This is a genomic window from Pandoraea sp. 64-18 (assembly GCF_001899225.1).
Classification (GTDB): domain Bacteria; phylum Pseudomonadota; class Gammaproteobacteria; order Burkholderiales; family Burkholderiaceae; genus Pandoraea; species Pandoraea cepalis.
Map to the genome: position 1 here is coordinate 1 of NZ_MKVU01000020.1, position 13,963 is coordinate 13,963.

12 protein-coding genes and 1 tRNA gene are annotated in these 13,963 nt (G+C 56.6%); 7 read left to right on the plus strand and 6 right to left on the minus strand.

The window, feature by feature from the left end; all coding sequences use genetic code 11:
- Positions 1–798: 798 nt before the first annotated feature.
- Together BGP02_RS17095 and BGP02_RS17100 are read left to right on the plus strand one after the other, a co-directional pair.
- Complete coding sequence (locus tag BGP02_RS17095) at positions 799–3,297, plus strand: P-loop NTPase (RefSeq protein ID WP_286798896.1); 2,499 nt, start codon at positions 799–801, stop codon at positions 3,295–3,297.
- A 922-nt stretch (positions 3,298–4,219) separates the two neighbouring features.
- Positions 4,220–4,795 carry a recombinase family protein gene (locus tag BGP02_RS17100; protein WP_286798897.1) on the plus strand — a complete coding sequence of 192 codons (576 nt, stop codon included), beginning with the start codon at positions 4,220–4,222 and terminating at the stop codon, positions 4,793–4,795.
- A 543-nt stretch (positions 4,796–5,338) separates the two neighbouring features.
- Here BGP02_RS17100 and BGP02_RS17105 read toward each other — a convergent pair.
- A complete protein-coding gene (locus BGP02_RS17105) occupies positions 5,339–6,058 on the minus strand; it encodes a hypothetical protein (protein ID WP_286798898.1) in 720 nt (239 codons plus the stop codon).
- Between the two features lie 292 nt (positions 6,059–6,350).
- Here BGP02_RS17105 and BGP02_RS17110 point away from each other — a divergent pair, with 292 nt between their 5' ends.
- The 3 genes from BGP02_RS17110 to BGP02_RS17120 all read left to right on the plus strand — a co-directional run bounded on the left by BGP02_RS17110 (position 6,351) and on the right by BGP02_RS17120 (position 7,495).
- Positions 6,351–6,527 (plus strand): hypothetical protein, encoded by a 177-nt coding sequence (locus tag BGP02_RS17110; RefSeq protein WP_286798899.1) that lies wholly within the window; start codon positions 6,351–6,353, stop codon positions 6,525–6,527.
- Positions 6,524–7,024: a KilA-N domain-containing protein gene (locus BGP02_RS17115; RefSeq protein ID WP_286798900.1), complete on the plus strand. Its 501-nt coding sequence runs from the start codon at positions 6,524–6,526 to the stop codon at positions 7,022–7,024. The genes BGP02_RS17110 and BGP02_RS17115 overlap by 4 nt, the downstream gene beginning before the upstream one ends.
- 102 nt (positions 7,025–7,126) lie before the next feature.
- On the plus strand, positions 7,127–7,495 hold the full coding sequence (locus BGP02_RS17120) for a hypothetical protein (RefSeq protein ID WP_286799079.1): 369 nt from the start codon (positions 7,127–7,129) through the stop codon (positions 7,493–7,495).
- A 280-nt stretch (positions 7,496–7,775) separates the two neighbouring features.
- On the opposite strand, the gene BGP02_RS17125 is transcribed toward BGP02_RS17120, so the two are convergent.
- The 4 genes from BGP02_RS17125 to BGP02_RS17140 form a co-directional block, all read right to left on the minus strand.
- Positions 7,776–8,348 carry a site-specific integrase gene (locus BGP02_RS17125; protein ID WP_286798901.1) on the minus strand — a complete coding sequence of 191 codons (573 nt, stop codon included), beginning with the start codon at positions 8,346–8,348 and terminating at the stop codon, positions 7,776–7,778.
- Between the two features lie 14 nt (positions 8,349–8,362).
- Positions 8,363–9,361 carry a site-specific integrase gene (locus BGP02_RS17130; RefSeq protein ID WP_286798902.1) on the minus strand — a complete coding sequence of 333 codons (999 nt, stop codon included), beginning with the start codon at positions 9,359–9,361 and terminating at the stop codon, positions 8,363–8,365.
- 225 nt (positions 9,362–9,586) lie between these two features.
- The gene (locus BGP02_RS17135; protein ID WP_286798903.1) at positions 9,587–10,594 is read right to left on the minus strand and encodes a site-specific integrase; all 1,008 of its coding nucleotides are present in this window, start codon (positions 10,592–10,594) and stop codon (positions 9,587–9,589) included.
- A gap of 75 nt (positions 10,595–10,669) precedes the next feature.
- Positions 10,670–10,746: transfer RNA gene (locus BGP02_RS17140), tRNA-Arg, on the minus strand.
- 187 nt (positions 10,747–10,933) lie between these two features.
- On the opposite strand from BGP02_RS17140, the gene rocD reads away from it, so the two are divergent.
- The gene (gene rocD / locus BGP02_RS17145) at positions 10,934–12,151 is read left to right on the plus strand and encodes an ornithine--oxo-acid transaminase (RefSeq protein ID WP_017233939.1); all 1,218 of its coding nucleotides are present in this window, start codon (positions 10,934–10,936) and stop codon (positions 12,149–12,151) included.
- 60 nt (positions 12,152–12,211) lie between these two features.
- On the opposite strand, the gene BGP02_RS17150 is transcribed toward rocD, so the two are convergent.
- On the minus strand, positions 12,212–12,541 hold the full coding sequence (locus BGP02_RS17150; RefSeq protein ID WP_261938084.1) for a DMT family transporter: 330 nt from the start codon (positions 12,539–12,541) through the stop codon (positions 12,212–12,214).
- 175 nt (positions 12,542–12,716) lie between these two features.
- On the opposite strand from BGP02_RS17150, the gene alaC reads away from it, so the two are divergent.
- Positions 12,717–13,934 (plus strand): alanine transaminase, encoded by a 1,218-nt coding sequence (alaC, locus tag BGP02_RS17155; protein ID WP_017233941.1) that lies wholly within the window; start codon positions 12,717–12,719, stop codon positions 13,932–13,934.
- Positions 13,935–13,963 lie beyond the last annotated feature (29 nt).

A 13,963-nucleotide genomic window follows, 5' to 3' on the forward strand; every position in this document is an offset into this window, starting at 1 on the left:
TCTTTCACCGATTGAGTTTGAACGGCGCTACGCGCCAAACGGCTCGTGAGTGTCTATGAAACTCTGGCCGGTCCATCCCTAAAGCAAAAGGCACCCGACATCAGACACAATAGATGCTTCGCAAACCGATCCGCACAATCGAAAGAAATCGCATGGGAAGCTGGCCTGCCCAGAGGGATTCGAACCCCCGACCGTCGGCTTAGAAGGCCTCGCCCTTGGGCGGCGGCGGGGCTGGAAGCCCCTTGCCTTCATCCAACTGAGACGCGTGTGTGGGCGGATTATAGCGGGCGGTGTGATGGGGGTGTGATGAAAACCAGCACGAGGCTCGGTGCTCGACCTGTAGGTATCGCGTGAAACTGCCCAAGTAACGGGCCATCATAACGTCATGCTGACGTTCCTTTCCCAGCCGCACCTTTTCGCCCTCCTTGCGTAGTCCACGCTATACGCCCGGGTCTTGCTCCACCACAGAATTGCCAACTTCCGGCAGAATTTTGGCAGAGCGTCTCGGATGACGTCGTCTTCGGGAGATGACGCGAAGGGCATCTTGCCCGCCACTCCGCATCAACTTAGGTTGCACGTTGAAGTCGTTTGCAGTGTCTGTGAGCGTTTGCGGGGCGGAGGTAAGGATTCTGAGCAGACGACGTAATTCCAAGGAGCGGAAACGATGTGTTGTGTTTGCTGCGGGTAAGTCCGGGTGCGCCCATTAGGTTCGGGTTGCTTTGTCACAGGCGAACATGGTGATGTGATATCTTGCGATAATGGAGATTTACGAGCCTCATTCTTTCGGACACGCCTCCCATGACAGAAGAAGATATCCAAATTATTAAATCCGAAATATGCCCTTTAATAGAAAAGGGAGAAGCTTCGTTACTTCTAGGCGCCGGATTTAGCTACGGCAACGACGCGAAACTCGGAAAAATTCCAACGGGCGATGGACTTCGTGACGCTTTGCTTGCTAAGTGCGGCACGACTGCGGGAGGGAAGACGACCCTTAAGGATGCGTACACTTACTCATCAAAAAGAATCCAAGACTTTAATAATTATTTAAAAGACTTTTTCACCGCCGAAAAAGCACATCCATGGCAGGACAAGATATTTCAATACGCCTGGAGTCGCGTCTACACAACCAATATTGACAACATCCTTGACGTCGCATATGCGACAACAAAGGGACGAAATCAATTGGCCGGTGATTTTGTTTTTTTCAATTACTGCGATCAAGCTTCCGCCTCAAACACAATTGGAAGCATTCCGGTTGTCTCCATACACGGGAGCATTTCAGATATCGAATCTGGATTTATATTCTCGAATCTCGAATATGCCATTGCATCCAATAAACTATATGATTGGCACAACGAACTTGCGGCGAGAATGCTTATCGGCGGCTTGATCGTCGTCGGAAATCAACTAGATGAATCCGATATCGATGCCTACTTGTCTCGGAGAACTCAAACCTACGGCAGATCCGAGAATAATGTGGGAAACTGGATCGTCATGCCGAATCCAGATCCGATCAAACGAGAAAATTATATTGAGGCGGGGTATAGGGTAATTGATGCGACTGCCGAGGATTTTTTCAATGAAATTTACCGACACGCTCGCCCCAGAAAATTAGTCGATATTGTTCTTGAGACGATCCCCGCCGCGAGAACAAAAATTGCGAAAATTGGCGCAATGACTTGGTTTAAAGAGGCATTTTCTCCGGTTCTTTCCGCAATCGAGAAATCGCGCACCGAATCTGGAATACTTAGACACTTTGTTACTGGAGCCCATCCAGAGTGGATCTATATTACAAATTCCGCCCATGCTCGGACACCAAGAATTGGACACCTTGCAGGAAAGCTAGTTGATAAATTGACATCGGCAACTGAGGGGATTGGCGTTCTACACGTTATCGGCCCCAGTGGTTCCGGGAAAACGACAGGTATTCGCGCTGCGCTGATGGAAGTTGTTGAAAAATACAGCTACATCTATGAGTTCGACTCCACAAACGGAATTGATCTTGATAAATTTTTATCAATAATCTCCGGATTCTCCGATAAATCAAAAGCTGTTTTTGTTTTCTACAATGCTGCGGAATTTTATTATGCCGTAAATTCAATAGCACTGGAACTCCGAGACAAAGTTCGATCTTATTGCCTATTTATTCTCGAAGACAGAACAAACAATTACAAAACAAATCTAAGACATCTTGCCGATGCCGATTCGGTGTCTGAGATTTTTGAATTTGGGTCGCTTGATTACGCAGATGCCATTTCTATTTGCGAGAGAATCGCCAGTCATGCGATCAAACTTGGAGATTTCTCTGACCTATCAATTGAAAAACAGGCAGGAAAACTGCTTGACCGGGAACGGGGATTTAAAGGCGACTTGTTGTCCGCACTGTACTCCTTGACGACTCATGAGAATTTTGAGACGAAAATTTTCAATGAATATCATTCCGTTGCTGATGGAGATGCAAAAAAGGTTTTGCGAATTGTTGCAATACTAAATCACCTTGGATTTACCATACCAATAAACTATGTCGCCGGAATATTGAATTACTCGGTTGGCAAGATTCAAAATCAGATCAACGAGAACCTATCCGGAATCGTGGTCGACTACAATTTAAGAGGGCAGCTATCCTGCCGCCACAGAGTTATTTCTGATTGCTACTTCGAAAACTGCATATCTGGGAACGGTGATCAGACCGAGATTCTTGCCGTTCTCGAGTACCTTTCCAATAAATTCACTATTGACGACATCAAATTTCACCCCCTCCCGTATCAAATCTACAGACGCATAATTTCGCTTGATTTTCTTTACGAAAATTACTTCCCGACTGACACGAGGGCGGCGGATACGGAAATGACGTACCATCAGGCCCAGAAAATTTACGGCCACGACGGCGTTTTCTGGCTTCAGTTTGGGAGATTTTATAGAAAGCTCGGGCGTTTTGATGAAGCAATTCAGTGCTTTAGAACAGGGTTGGAATTTTATGATTCATTTCAAACCAGACACTCCCTCGGCACCGCACTGATTGAAAAATATATAAGTGACAACTACGAAGATCGCGAGCTTTACGTCGAAGGCATTGAACTTTTAGAGTATGAGCGCTTGCGGCGCGGCTCATCTGACCCGTATCCGACGTCAACCATGGTTTCATTTCTTATAAAAATTTGCCGGGCCATGCCTGATGATAAAGATGCAACCGACAAGCTAAAAGAATGTATCAACTACGGCATTAAGTATTTTCCAGAGGATGATTATTTCTCTCGCCAATTGAAACTCTATCTTCGTGGCGCGCAAAAGCCCTGAGCCGTTGCTGCCCAAGATGCAATCTCTTATTGACTTTCCGAGCAAGTTCTTGGGATTTGTTACGATTCGCTGGGGGTGGCTCGCTTGTAGCAAGTGAACGATGAAATTTTGCTGCGATTTTCTGCGGGGATTGCGCCATTCGCCGCGAGCCGGTTTCCCCGTGCCGGGGTCGGACGGATGACTGTCCGGCTTCTGGCGATGCCGGTTGCCTGCCGGAGCCCGTCTGCTGATCGCTGATCGCCTGTGTATGGCGTAGGTCGCGTCTCCCCCGAATCCCGTGCCGTTCCTGGCTGTTGGCCGGTTTGCTGGGCCGTCTCTATGGACCGGGCAGTGACTTCCGGTGTAGTGTTGCCTCGGCGAACTGAATGTTGGCGAGGATGCCGGTGCCGGGCCGTCATGCGGACTGCGCGCCAGCAACGTCTACGTTTCCGGTTGGCGCTTGCATTGGACGACGACAGGGGTACGGCCGAGGAGTGCAGTTCCTATTTCGGTTCTCTATATCTCTATAAGACGCAGACACCATGACCGGTCGACGTTGCCGCGTATCTGTACGCCTGACGAGCAGACGCGGGGGCTAGCGAAGCGAGGCCGGTCGGGGAACCAGACGGGAAGCGGGGGCCGAAAGGAACGCCCAATAGAGTTTCCGGACAATGCGGCAATGGGACGCAGTTTGCGGGTAACCCACAATCAGTCGCGAGGTGGGCCTTCGAGTAGCAATGCCTACTGGGGACGAATTCATGCTCAGGGCTAGGACTGAACATTTGCTCGTGGGCTGTTAATCAATCGTCCGTTTGTCTACCACTCCGGAGAGGTGCACTGATGCGGTAATTAAATCCTTGTATACGAATTAATTACCGACTATGATTGTTACCACGTTTAATTACCGCGCAGTGTAGTGTCCGCGCTTTCTATTGGAGCGATCATGTCCCGTGCCTTCCTGTACGCCCGCGTGTCCACAGCGGAGCAGACGACCGACAATCAGGTGCTTGAGGTCGAAGCTGCCGGGTTCCATATCCAGCCCCGTCATGTCATCGCTGAAACCGTATCGGGTAATGTCCCAGCAGCAGAGCGCCCCGGATTCGGGGCACTGCTGCACAAGCTGGACCAAGGCGATATGCTGGTAGTTACCAAGCTGGACCGGCTGGGCCGGAACACGACGGACGTACTGGCAACGATTGAGCGGTTGGCCGGAATGGGCGTGCAGGTGCATTGCCTTGCCCTCAAGGGAGTTGACCTGACCAGCCCCTCCGGGAAGCTACACATGACGGTGCTGGTAGCCGTGGCACAGTTCGAGCGGGATTTGCTGATAGAGCGGACGCACGCTGGATTGGCGCGGGCAAAGGCCGATGGCAAGAAGCTGGGACGGCGAGCCACACTGACCGAAGAACAGAAAGCTGAGATACGGGGAAAGTTGGCAGGCGGGGCCACAGCGCGGGGACTTGCGAAGGACTACGGAGTGTCCCATCCAACCATCCTGAAGGCGGCGCAGGTCGAGTAGGTAGTTACCGACGCAGACACATGGGGCCGGTTCCGGGCAGTCGGGCTGGCCCTTTTGTATTTCGGTTTCCTAGAAAGACACGAGTAGTTACCTTCCGCCTTGAAGCTAGTTACTTCCACCAAGGAGAGCCGAATGCACGTTTTGGAGTTGAACCGCGAAGAACGCGATTATTTCCTGAAGGGCAACAAGAATGCTAAGGCGGCATGGCGGCGAGCAGTCAGGGTAACTACCGGAACCGTGCCGACGTGGGCGGTAACTACTCGGGCCACCCGTGGACTCCGTGACGATGCGCAAGTAACTACCCATAACCCCGCCGAAGTAACTATCGAGTACACAGCGCGGGAGCTAGAAGTGATCCGTGCCGACAGGGAGCGAGCAGCCCGAATGCTTGACCCGGATTACGACCCGCTCGTGGACCTGTAGCGCGGTATGTAATGTGATGCTAACGCTGGCGGCCTGGAGCCGCTGGCAGTAGCCTGACAGAGACATCCCCCGATTGCGTTCGCTGCGCCCGTGTCCGCCATCTGTTTCTGCTTTTTTTTTCTACTTCCTCCGCGACCGCTTGGGTTCCAGCGCCGCCAGCAAATTCTTCACGGTCGGCTGAATGTACGGATACTCCCGGCCATTTGCTCTACGCGTCACGATCTTGCATACCAAGCCATTGATCGTCACGGTGTCCTCCGACACCACAACCTTTGCCGTGAACTCTTTTGCGCCGCCCCATGTGCTTGCCGCCGCACGAAGGGCGCGACGGAACTCAGACAGAGTGGTACATCCGGCGAGGTCCGCGCTCCGGAACGGTTCTTTGGCCCGTCGGATGATTTTCCGCAACTCCTCTGCTGCCCATGCTTTCTGACGGTACGCCCATATGTTCTTCGACAGTACCAAGTCGGGGAATGTGAGTGATATCGCGTCCAGAACTTCTTGTTGAGTCCGGCCCAGCCAATCGCCCTCCAGCAGCTTTGCCACAATCGCCGGAGGAACCCGATAGAAGCCTTCGGGACTTGGTTTGTACACCGTCGATGCATCCCGGACTTTGAGGCTCGCAGCGGTCGGATTTGCTTCCTTGTATGCGATTTCCGCACGAGCTGCCGCTTCCGCTCGTGCTTTCAGGAGTCCTGTCCTGTGAATGATCTCTTTGGGATCAAATGCTCGTTCGGCCGGGTCTGCTGGATCGCCATGGTTTGGCACTCTCATATCCGGACTGAACCGGACTGCTTCAGCAATGGCGGCCGCCAGTTCAGGGCTAACGGGTTTCGTCACGGTGCAGCCTTATCCACAAATATAAATACACATAATACATTTAGGGAATTTTACACAAAAAAGATCCGCACTCAACCCCCATGCAATGTTATAGCAGTCCAAAGTAGTTACCGCTACGAGGTGAACCTGTACCGGGACTGACCGCTACTGTCCGCAATCGTGGTGTCAGTCAGCGCGTCCGTCGTCACCCTAGCCGGGAAAATCTAATGAGCGGCTTCGGCATCGTGATCGGGCTGGTAATCATCGCGTACCCTCTCATCCCGGAAGGGCGTACCGGACAGGAGGGTGAACTGTGAAGATTCTGTACATTCTCGTGCTGGTGTATGGCGGGTCATACGGCAAAGCCATTGACCATGTACCCGGCTTCCAGACGGTGGAGGACGGCACCCGTGCCGCTGCGTTCGCGGAGCAGCAGATGAAGTTCAGCTTCGGGTCGAATGCGTTCTGCATCCGACAGGTGCAGCCATGACGGCCCTTGTACTGTCCGGCATCGGTATCCGTCAGGACGCCGAGGGCCGGTACTGCCTGAACGACCTTCACCGTGCGGCTGGCGGGGAACGAAGGCACGACACCCGCGAGTTCCTTACGCGGCAAGGGACGCGGGAATTGATCGATGAATTGACGGGGATTGCCGTCATTTCCCTGCGCGGCCGCTACGGCGGCACGTTCGTGGTCAAGGAACTGGTCTACGCCTACGCCATGTGGATAAGCCCGGCCTTCCACCTGAAGGTAATCCGCGCCTACGACCAGCTTGTGACGGCCCCGCCTCCGCGACCGGTAGTGAACCTAGCCGACCCTGCCGCGCTGCGCGGCCTGCTTCTCTCGTACACCGACGAGGTAATGGAGTTGGAGCAGACCGTGCAGGAGCAGGCACCGAAGGTTCTGGCCTTCACCCGTATCGCGGAAGACAACGCGTCACTGTGCATCACCGATGCCGCGAAGACGCTCCAGTGCGGCCCGCGTTAGCATGTTTTCTGTATTATTTCGGCGTTTCCTGTTGATTGGAATCCATAACAAATGGGAGAATTCGCCATCTATATGAGCACTAAGATAAACAAGGAAAATGGAATGCACCCTGTGATAGCAAAGACCTTCGGCGGCCTGTCTGCGCGGTACTACGTTCGCCAGTTTCTCTTTGGCCTGATTTTTCCTGCACTTATCCTTTTCGTGCTGACGCGTGGTAGTCAGCCACATGCGTCAGCATTTGGGGCTTATGCACTGTTTGCGGTCAACACTTTGTTATACCCGTACTCTCGCTTCGTCTATGAGAGCATCATCGGCTACATCATGGGCAGCAACGTCTTCTTTGTGAACGCCATTCTCATGCTATTCGTAAAGCTGATCACGATGGCAATCTGCTGGTCATTCGCGATCTTTATCGCTCCGTTCGGCCTCCTGTATCTTTATATCCACCACAGCCGAAAATCGACCGTATAAGTGAGCGAGTCCTGACGTCGCAAGCACCACGAAAGCCCATTGTTCAAATTCCGGCGCATCTTAACTCAGCGGCCCCCTCTCCCTTGGTATCGCCGACAAAAAGTGTTGGTTCGTAATTGAAACGGGTAAACCGGGCGCCGTAAACTTCTAGCATCACGCAAACAACCGTGATATCGGTTTGGCGACCCGGAATGCCAAAGGCGGACAGCCGCCGTGGAGAACTCGCATTCGTGAGCAGCCTCCGGCGGTTTTCTTTTGGGCGCTCGCACGCTCAGATGCTTTATGCTGTCCGCACAGCCTCTTCGTCGGCGGCGAGTCTGCGTTCTCGGGGAGGATTCGATCTTGGCTTGCGGAAGTTGTGCAGCGGGTTCTGGGGCAGTCGAACGTCCCATTCAGCGCGAGCGACCCGAACTACATGCGCGAGAATCGTTAGGTCCCTGTTTACCGTTGAGCCGCTAACCGAACGCAAACGGGCATCTCGCCATGCCGCGAAGTGAGCTTGCGTCAGGCTTTCGACCAATATGTTGCTGATCGGGGTCTTCAGGAAGGCTCTTATGCGAGTGGCTTCTACAGCGGCTCCGCGCTTATGAGGAACGACTTCTACCAAGTAGCGATGGAGTATGTCGCCAAACGTGCGATGCTCGTTACGGCAGCGTTCACGCAATGCATCCAGCGCTTTCTGTCGCTTAATCTCGTTCTGCCGCTCGCGGGCGTCGGTGTCAACTACACGCACCCACTCCTCGGCATCGTCCCTTACATCGAAATACGCGACTTGCGTTGGCACGCCTGCACGTCGAACCACGCCCTTCCAACGCACGCCGAAGCCTCGCTTGATTTCAAACATGCTTGCCATTTGACGCCTCCCGGTTAGTCCAACTTCTTAGCCAAATCTTCGGCGCGGAGATGTGTGTAACGCTTCAGCATCACGAGTGTTTTGTGACCGGCGATAGCGGCCACCTCCATCATGGACAGTCCCTTCTCGAACAGGCGACTAATAGCTTCGTGTCGTAAGTCGTGCAGTGTGAGGTCAGTGATTCCGGCTCGCTCGACGGCTCGTATGTACGCAAGGCGGTATGCGTTCGCGGTCAAGTGGAGGAACACTTGCCCGTTCCTTGGAGTACGCACGGTTTCCAGTACTTCAATCGCCTTGCTGGATAACGGCACATAGCGCTTCTCCCCGTTTTTGGTCATTTCCAAGCGGACTACCCGCCGCTCCATGTCAATCTTCCTCCAGTCCAGGGCAATGATTTCGCCCCGCCGCATAGCGGTCTCAAGGGCGAGCACAACGGCGGGATACAGGAAGTCACCAATGCCTGACCGGCACGCGGCCAAGAGCCGCACCTCTTCTCCCGGCATTAACCGACGATCACGAGCAGGATTCTGCTTCGGACGCCATACGTCGTGCACGGGGTTCAGGGGAATGTGCAGACCCCATTCTTTACGTGCGACCTCCAGCACGTGCCCCAACAGGTTCATGTCACGATTTACGGTGCTACCCGTAACAGTGCGAAGTCGGGCATCACGCCATGCCGAAATTACAGGCGGTTTCAGGTTCCCTAGGCTGTACTGCGCAATCGGCTCTTGAATGAACCAGTTAATGCGGACCGTCTCCGCCGCATGGCCGCGCTTACTCGGGGTTACTTCGTCGCGATACCGAATGAATAGGTCTCGCAGAATTGCGGCCTGCGCCGGACGTGGGTCGATGAACGTACCGGCGATCATCGTCGCTTCAGTCACTGTTACCCAGTGCTTCGCCAGCGTTTTAGAGGGGAATGTTTTCGATAGTGCCGGGAAGCCTTTGCGTCGGATTACTGCGGTCCAACTGACTTTTCCGGCGGGACTGACGCGTCGTCTGATGGTCGCCATAGGGCAACGCCCTCCCTCGCATATAAGCGATAGAGAGACATTGCCGTGTCACACTTCTGCATGGTCGGCGTGAAAACGACCAAGTTCCGCGTGGGACTTCAAAGCCCTGAGCGATACGGCTGTCGATATGAGATTACGCCACCCGTCACGTGACGATTTTCCGATCAGAATACCGGGACATAATCCGCACGCAAGTGTGTCAATATTATCAGACGAGAACTGGCGCTACCCAAGCTTCTTAGCCAAGTCCTCCGCTCGCAAGTGTGTGTACCGCTGCAACATGGAGAGAGTCTTATGGCCCGTTATTGCTGCGACCTCTATCATCGCAAGACCCCGCTCGAACAGCCGACTCGTCGCCTCGTGCCGTAAATCATGGAAGCGAATGTCTGTCAGGTATCCCGGACTCGCACCGCTCTCGCCGACATACAGATTTCGAGCACGGACCGACGAACGGTCGAATGCCTGAGTAATTGAATCAGCAGCAAGCCCGAACACAAGGCCAGCGTCACGCGGACCGATTCCCTTCAGCACAGCAATAGCTCCAGACGAGAGAGGGACGGTGCGAGGTACATCCGTCTTGGTGCGCGGGAGGTGCGCGGTGCGTCGCTGTAGATCAACATGCTCCCAGCACAACCCCGCGATTTCGCCGCGCCGCATTGCCGTCTCGACCGCAAACCGGATGACAAACCCAAGCACCGCAGAATGCGACGCACGGCCGATTGCTGCCATTTCGGCCTCCGTCACCCTACGAGTTCGGCCGGGAGGTTTCTGAGGCTTCCTGACCAGTGCCGTCGGGATTCCCGCAGGCAACGCGATACCCCATTCGGATACGGCGTGTCGCAAAGCGCGACTTACGAGGTTCAGTTCATGGATAACGGTCTGCGGACCGACTGTGCGCAGACGCATGTTCCGATACTCAGCCAACACAGCCGGGGATAGCGCGGGAAGACTGTATGCGCCGAGAGTCTGCTTAATCGTCCTAGCCCGACCGAGGTCACTCTTGCCGCTCCGCTTCGTCGGGGATACCTCGGCACAGTAGCGGTCGAGCAACGTCGCCAGAATCTCGCCGTGCACAGGCGGCGGGAGGAACTGTCCGCGATCAATTTGCGCTTCAAGCTCACGCCCCCATTGGGCGGCATCTGCCCGGGTACTGAAGGACTGAGTACGGGGCGGGTGACCCTTCTTGCGCACTTGGCATTGCCATTTCGCGCCGAGCTTTCGGATAGTCGCCATGTGTCCTCACTGTGATGAAAGTGTGATGAACACGCGACTCGATGGAACCGGGCGACGGTAGGCCCTTATGAATACTGGCCTGCCCAGAGGGATTCGAACCCCCGACCGTCGGCTTAGAAGGCCGATGCTCTATCCAACTGAGCTATGGGCAGTGCGTGATGGCAGCGACAAGACGTCGCTGCCGGCGGGTCTTGCTGTGGCGAGATAACGCATCACGCCCAAGCAATCGACGATTATAGCGCACGCGCATGCCAATTTCATCGGCGTCGCTTCAGGAGATGTCCCCCTTTGCGTGCCGTCTCGTTCGCCTTTAGACTGGCAACGTGGAGGAGCGCGAGCATGAACGAAATCGAACGCGAACAACGCTTTGGCGCCCACAACTACGCGCCGCTGCCCGTCGTGCTCTCGCACGCCAAGGGCGTCTGGGTCTGGGATGTCGAGGGCAACCGCTATCTCGACATGATGAGTGCCTACTCCGCCGTCAGCCACGGTCATGCGCATCCTCGACTGGTCGCCGCGCTCACCGCGCAGGCACAACGCCTCGCCGTCGTCTCCCGCGCCTTCTACACCGACCGGCTCGGCGCCTTCCTCGAACGGTTGTGCGACCTCACCACACTCGGCGGCGCACTGCCGATGAACACCGGCGCGGAAGCCGTCGAAACCGCCATCAAGGCCGCCCGCCGCTGGGGCTACAGCGCCAAACGCATTCCCGCCGACAAAGCCGAAATCATCGTCGCCGACGGCAACTTCCACGGTCGCACCACCACCATCGTCGGCTTCTCGTCCGAGCCCGCCTATCGCGCCGACTTCGGCCCGTTTGCGCCCGGATTCGTGCGCGTGCCCTTCGGCGATATCGACGCCGTGCGCGCCGCCATCACCCCCAACACCTGCGCCGTCCTGTTCGAAACGATTCAGGGCGAAGGCGGCATCGTGGTCCCGCCCGACGGCTTCCTGCGCGCCCTGAGACAGCTCTGCACAGAACACAACGTGCTCATGCTGCTCGACGAAATCCAGTCGGGCCTCGGACGCACCGGCCGCTGGTTTGCCTATCAGCACGAAGACATCGTGCCCGACGGCGTGATGCTCGGTAAAGCACTCGGCGGCGGCCTGCTCCCTGTGTCGGCCTTCGTGGCACGACGCGACATCATCGACCTGTTCGAGCCCGGCAGCCACGGCTCGACCTTCGGCGGCAACGCCCTCGCCGCCACCGTCGCGCTCGAAGCGCTCGACGTCATGGCCGACGAAGACCTGCCGGGACACAGTGCCGAGATGGGGGAATACCTGCTCTCGCGATTACACGCGATTCACTCGCCGCTCATTCGCGAAGTCCGGGGCCGCGGCCTCTGGGCCGGCATCGAAATCGATCCCGCACGCGCCGACGCACACGACCTGTCCCTGCGCATGCTGCGCCGTCGTGTGCTCGCCAAGGAAACGCGCGCGACCGTGCTGCGCCTCGCACCGCCGCTCGTCATCGAACGCTCGGAGATCGACACCTGCATCTCCGCCCTCAAGGCCGTGCTGGCCGAAGCGGAAAACGAGGCCCGACACGAAGCCTGACGCGAGGCCAGGTCAGGCGCATGCGCGCCGGAGCGCTCGTGCATTCAAGCACCGCGCCCGTCAATGCGTCGACGACTTCGACCAGAGATTCATCACCAACACGCCCGCGATGATGAGCGCCATGCCGATCAGCGCAGGGGCATCGAGCTTCTGACCGAACAACACGCGTGCGGTGATCGAGATGAGCACGATGCCGAGCCCCGACCACATCGCATAAGCCACGCCCACGGGAATTGTGCGCAGTGTGAGCGACAGCATGTAGAACGCCACGCCGTAGCCCACGACCACCAGCGCCACCGGCCCGACGCGCGTGAATCCCTCCGAGGCCTTCAGCGCCGACGTGGCAATCACCTCCGCCACGATTGCCACCAGCAGGTACAGATACGCCATCGACACTCCTTTTCCTCGAATTCGCGGCCGATCATCATAACCGACGGGTTCTCCGCCTGGCCCCGCAAAATTCACTTGCCCAAGCGCCCCGCGTCGCGCTACAGTCACCGTCACGGTGTGGCCAGCACACCGGCGTCGCTCGGACGGTTCCGGGCGCTTACGTTCCAGGATTCTCATGTCCAGCTCTCAGGGCTCGCGCAGCTTTACGCGCATCAATCGTCTTCCCCCTTACGTTTTCAATATCACCGCCGAGCTGAAGATGGCCGCGCGCCGCCGTGGCGAGGACATCATCGATCTCTCGATGGGCAACCCCGACGGCGCGACCCCGCCGCACATCGTCAACAAGCTCGTCGAAGTCGCGCAACGCCCCGACACCCACGGTTATTCGACGTCGCGCGGCATTCCGCGTCTGCGCCGCGCGATCACACGCTGGTACAAGGATCGTTACGACGTCGACCTCGATCCCGAGCGCGAAGCCATCGTCACGATCGGCTCGAAGGAAGGCCTCGCTCACCTGATGCTCGCCACGCTCGATCAAGGCGATACGGTGCTCGTGCCGAATCCGTCGTACCCGATTCACATCTACGGCGCGGTCATCGCGGGCGCGAACATCCGCTCCGTGCCGATGACGCCCGGCATCGACTTCTTCACCGAACTTGAGCGCGGCATTCGAGAAAGCCATCCGAAACCCAAGATGGTGATCCTCGGCTTCCCGTCGAACCCTACCGCCCAGTGCGTCGAACTCGAATTCTTCGAGCGGGTGGTCGACCTCGCGCGCAAGCACGACATTCTCGTCGTGCACGATCTGGCCTACGCCGATATCGTCTACGACGGCTACAAGGCGCCCTCGATCATGCAAGTGCCCGGCGCGCAGGACGTGGCCGTCGAATTCTTCACGCTCTCAAAGAGCTACAACATGGCCGGCTGGCGCATCGGCTTCATGGTCGGCAATGCCGAACTCGTCGCCGCGCTCGCGCGCATCAAGAGCTATCACGACTACGGCACGTTCACGCCGCTGCAGGTCGCCGCCATCGCCGCGCTCGAAGGCGATCAACACTGCGTCGAAGAGATTCGCGCACAGTATCAGCGCCGCCGCGACGTGCTCTACAAAGGCCTGACGGAAGCGGGTTGGGACGTCGATCTGCCGCGCGCGTCGATGTACATCTGGGCGCGCATTCCCGAACCGTATCGCGCGCTCGGCTCACTCGAATTCGCGAAGAAGCTGCTCGCGCAGGCCAAGGTCTCGGTCTCACCAGGCATCGGTTTCGGCGAGTACGGCGACGAGTATGTGCGCTTCGCCCTGATCGAGAACGAGTCGCGCATTCGTCAGGCCGTGCGCGGCGTCAAGCACATGTTCCGTGAAGACGGGCTGGTGCACCCGACGGTCGCCTGAGCCGCTACGGCGTACGCCCTAAAGCAACG

Coding starts and splice junctions, on each gene's coding strand:
- BGP02_RS17150 (WP_261938084.1), bottom strand. CDS start 12,541: ATGGCGTATCTGTACCTGCTGGTGGCAATCGTGGCGGAGGTGATTGCC.
- BGP02_RS17125 (WP_286798901.1), bottom strand. CDS start 8,348: ATGGCAAGCATGTTTGAAATCAAGCGAGGCTTCGGCGTGCGTTGGAAG.
- BGP02_RS17130 (WP_286798902.1), bottom strand. CDS start 9,361: ATGGCGACCATCAGACGACGCGTCAGTCCCGCCGGAAAAGTCAGTTGG.
- BGP02_RS17135 (WP_286798903.1), bottom strand. CDS start 10,594: ATGGCGACTATCCGAAAGCTCGGCGCGAAATGGCAATGCCAAGTGCGC.
- BGP02_RS17120 (WP_286799079.1), top strand. CDS start 7,127: ATGCACCCTGTGATAGCAAAGACCTTCGGCGGCCTGTCTGCGCGGTAC.
- BGP02_RS17115 (WP_286798900.1), top strand. CDS start 6,524: ATGACGGCCCTTGTACTGTCCGGCATCGGTATCCGTCAGGACGCCGAG.
- BGP02_RS17100 (WP_286798897.1), top strand. CDS start 4,220: ATGTCCCGTGCCTTCCTGTACGCCCGCGTGTCCACAGCGGAGCAGACG.
- alaC (WP_017233941.1), top strand. CDS start 12,717: ATGTCCAGCTCTCAGGGCTCGCGCAGCTTTACGCGCATCAATCGTCTT.
- rocD (WP_017233939.1), top strand. CDS start 10,934: ATGAACGAAATCGAACGCGAACAACGCTTTGGCGCCCACAACTACGCG.
- BGP02_RS17095 (WP_286798896.1), top strand. CDS start 799: ATGACAGAAGAAGATATCCAAATTATTAAATCCGAAATATGCCCTTTA.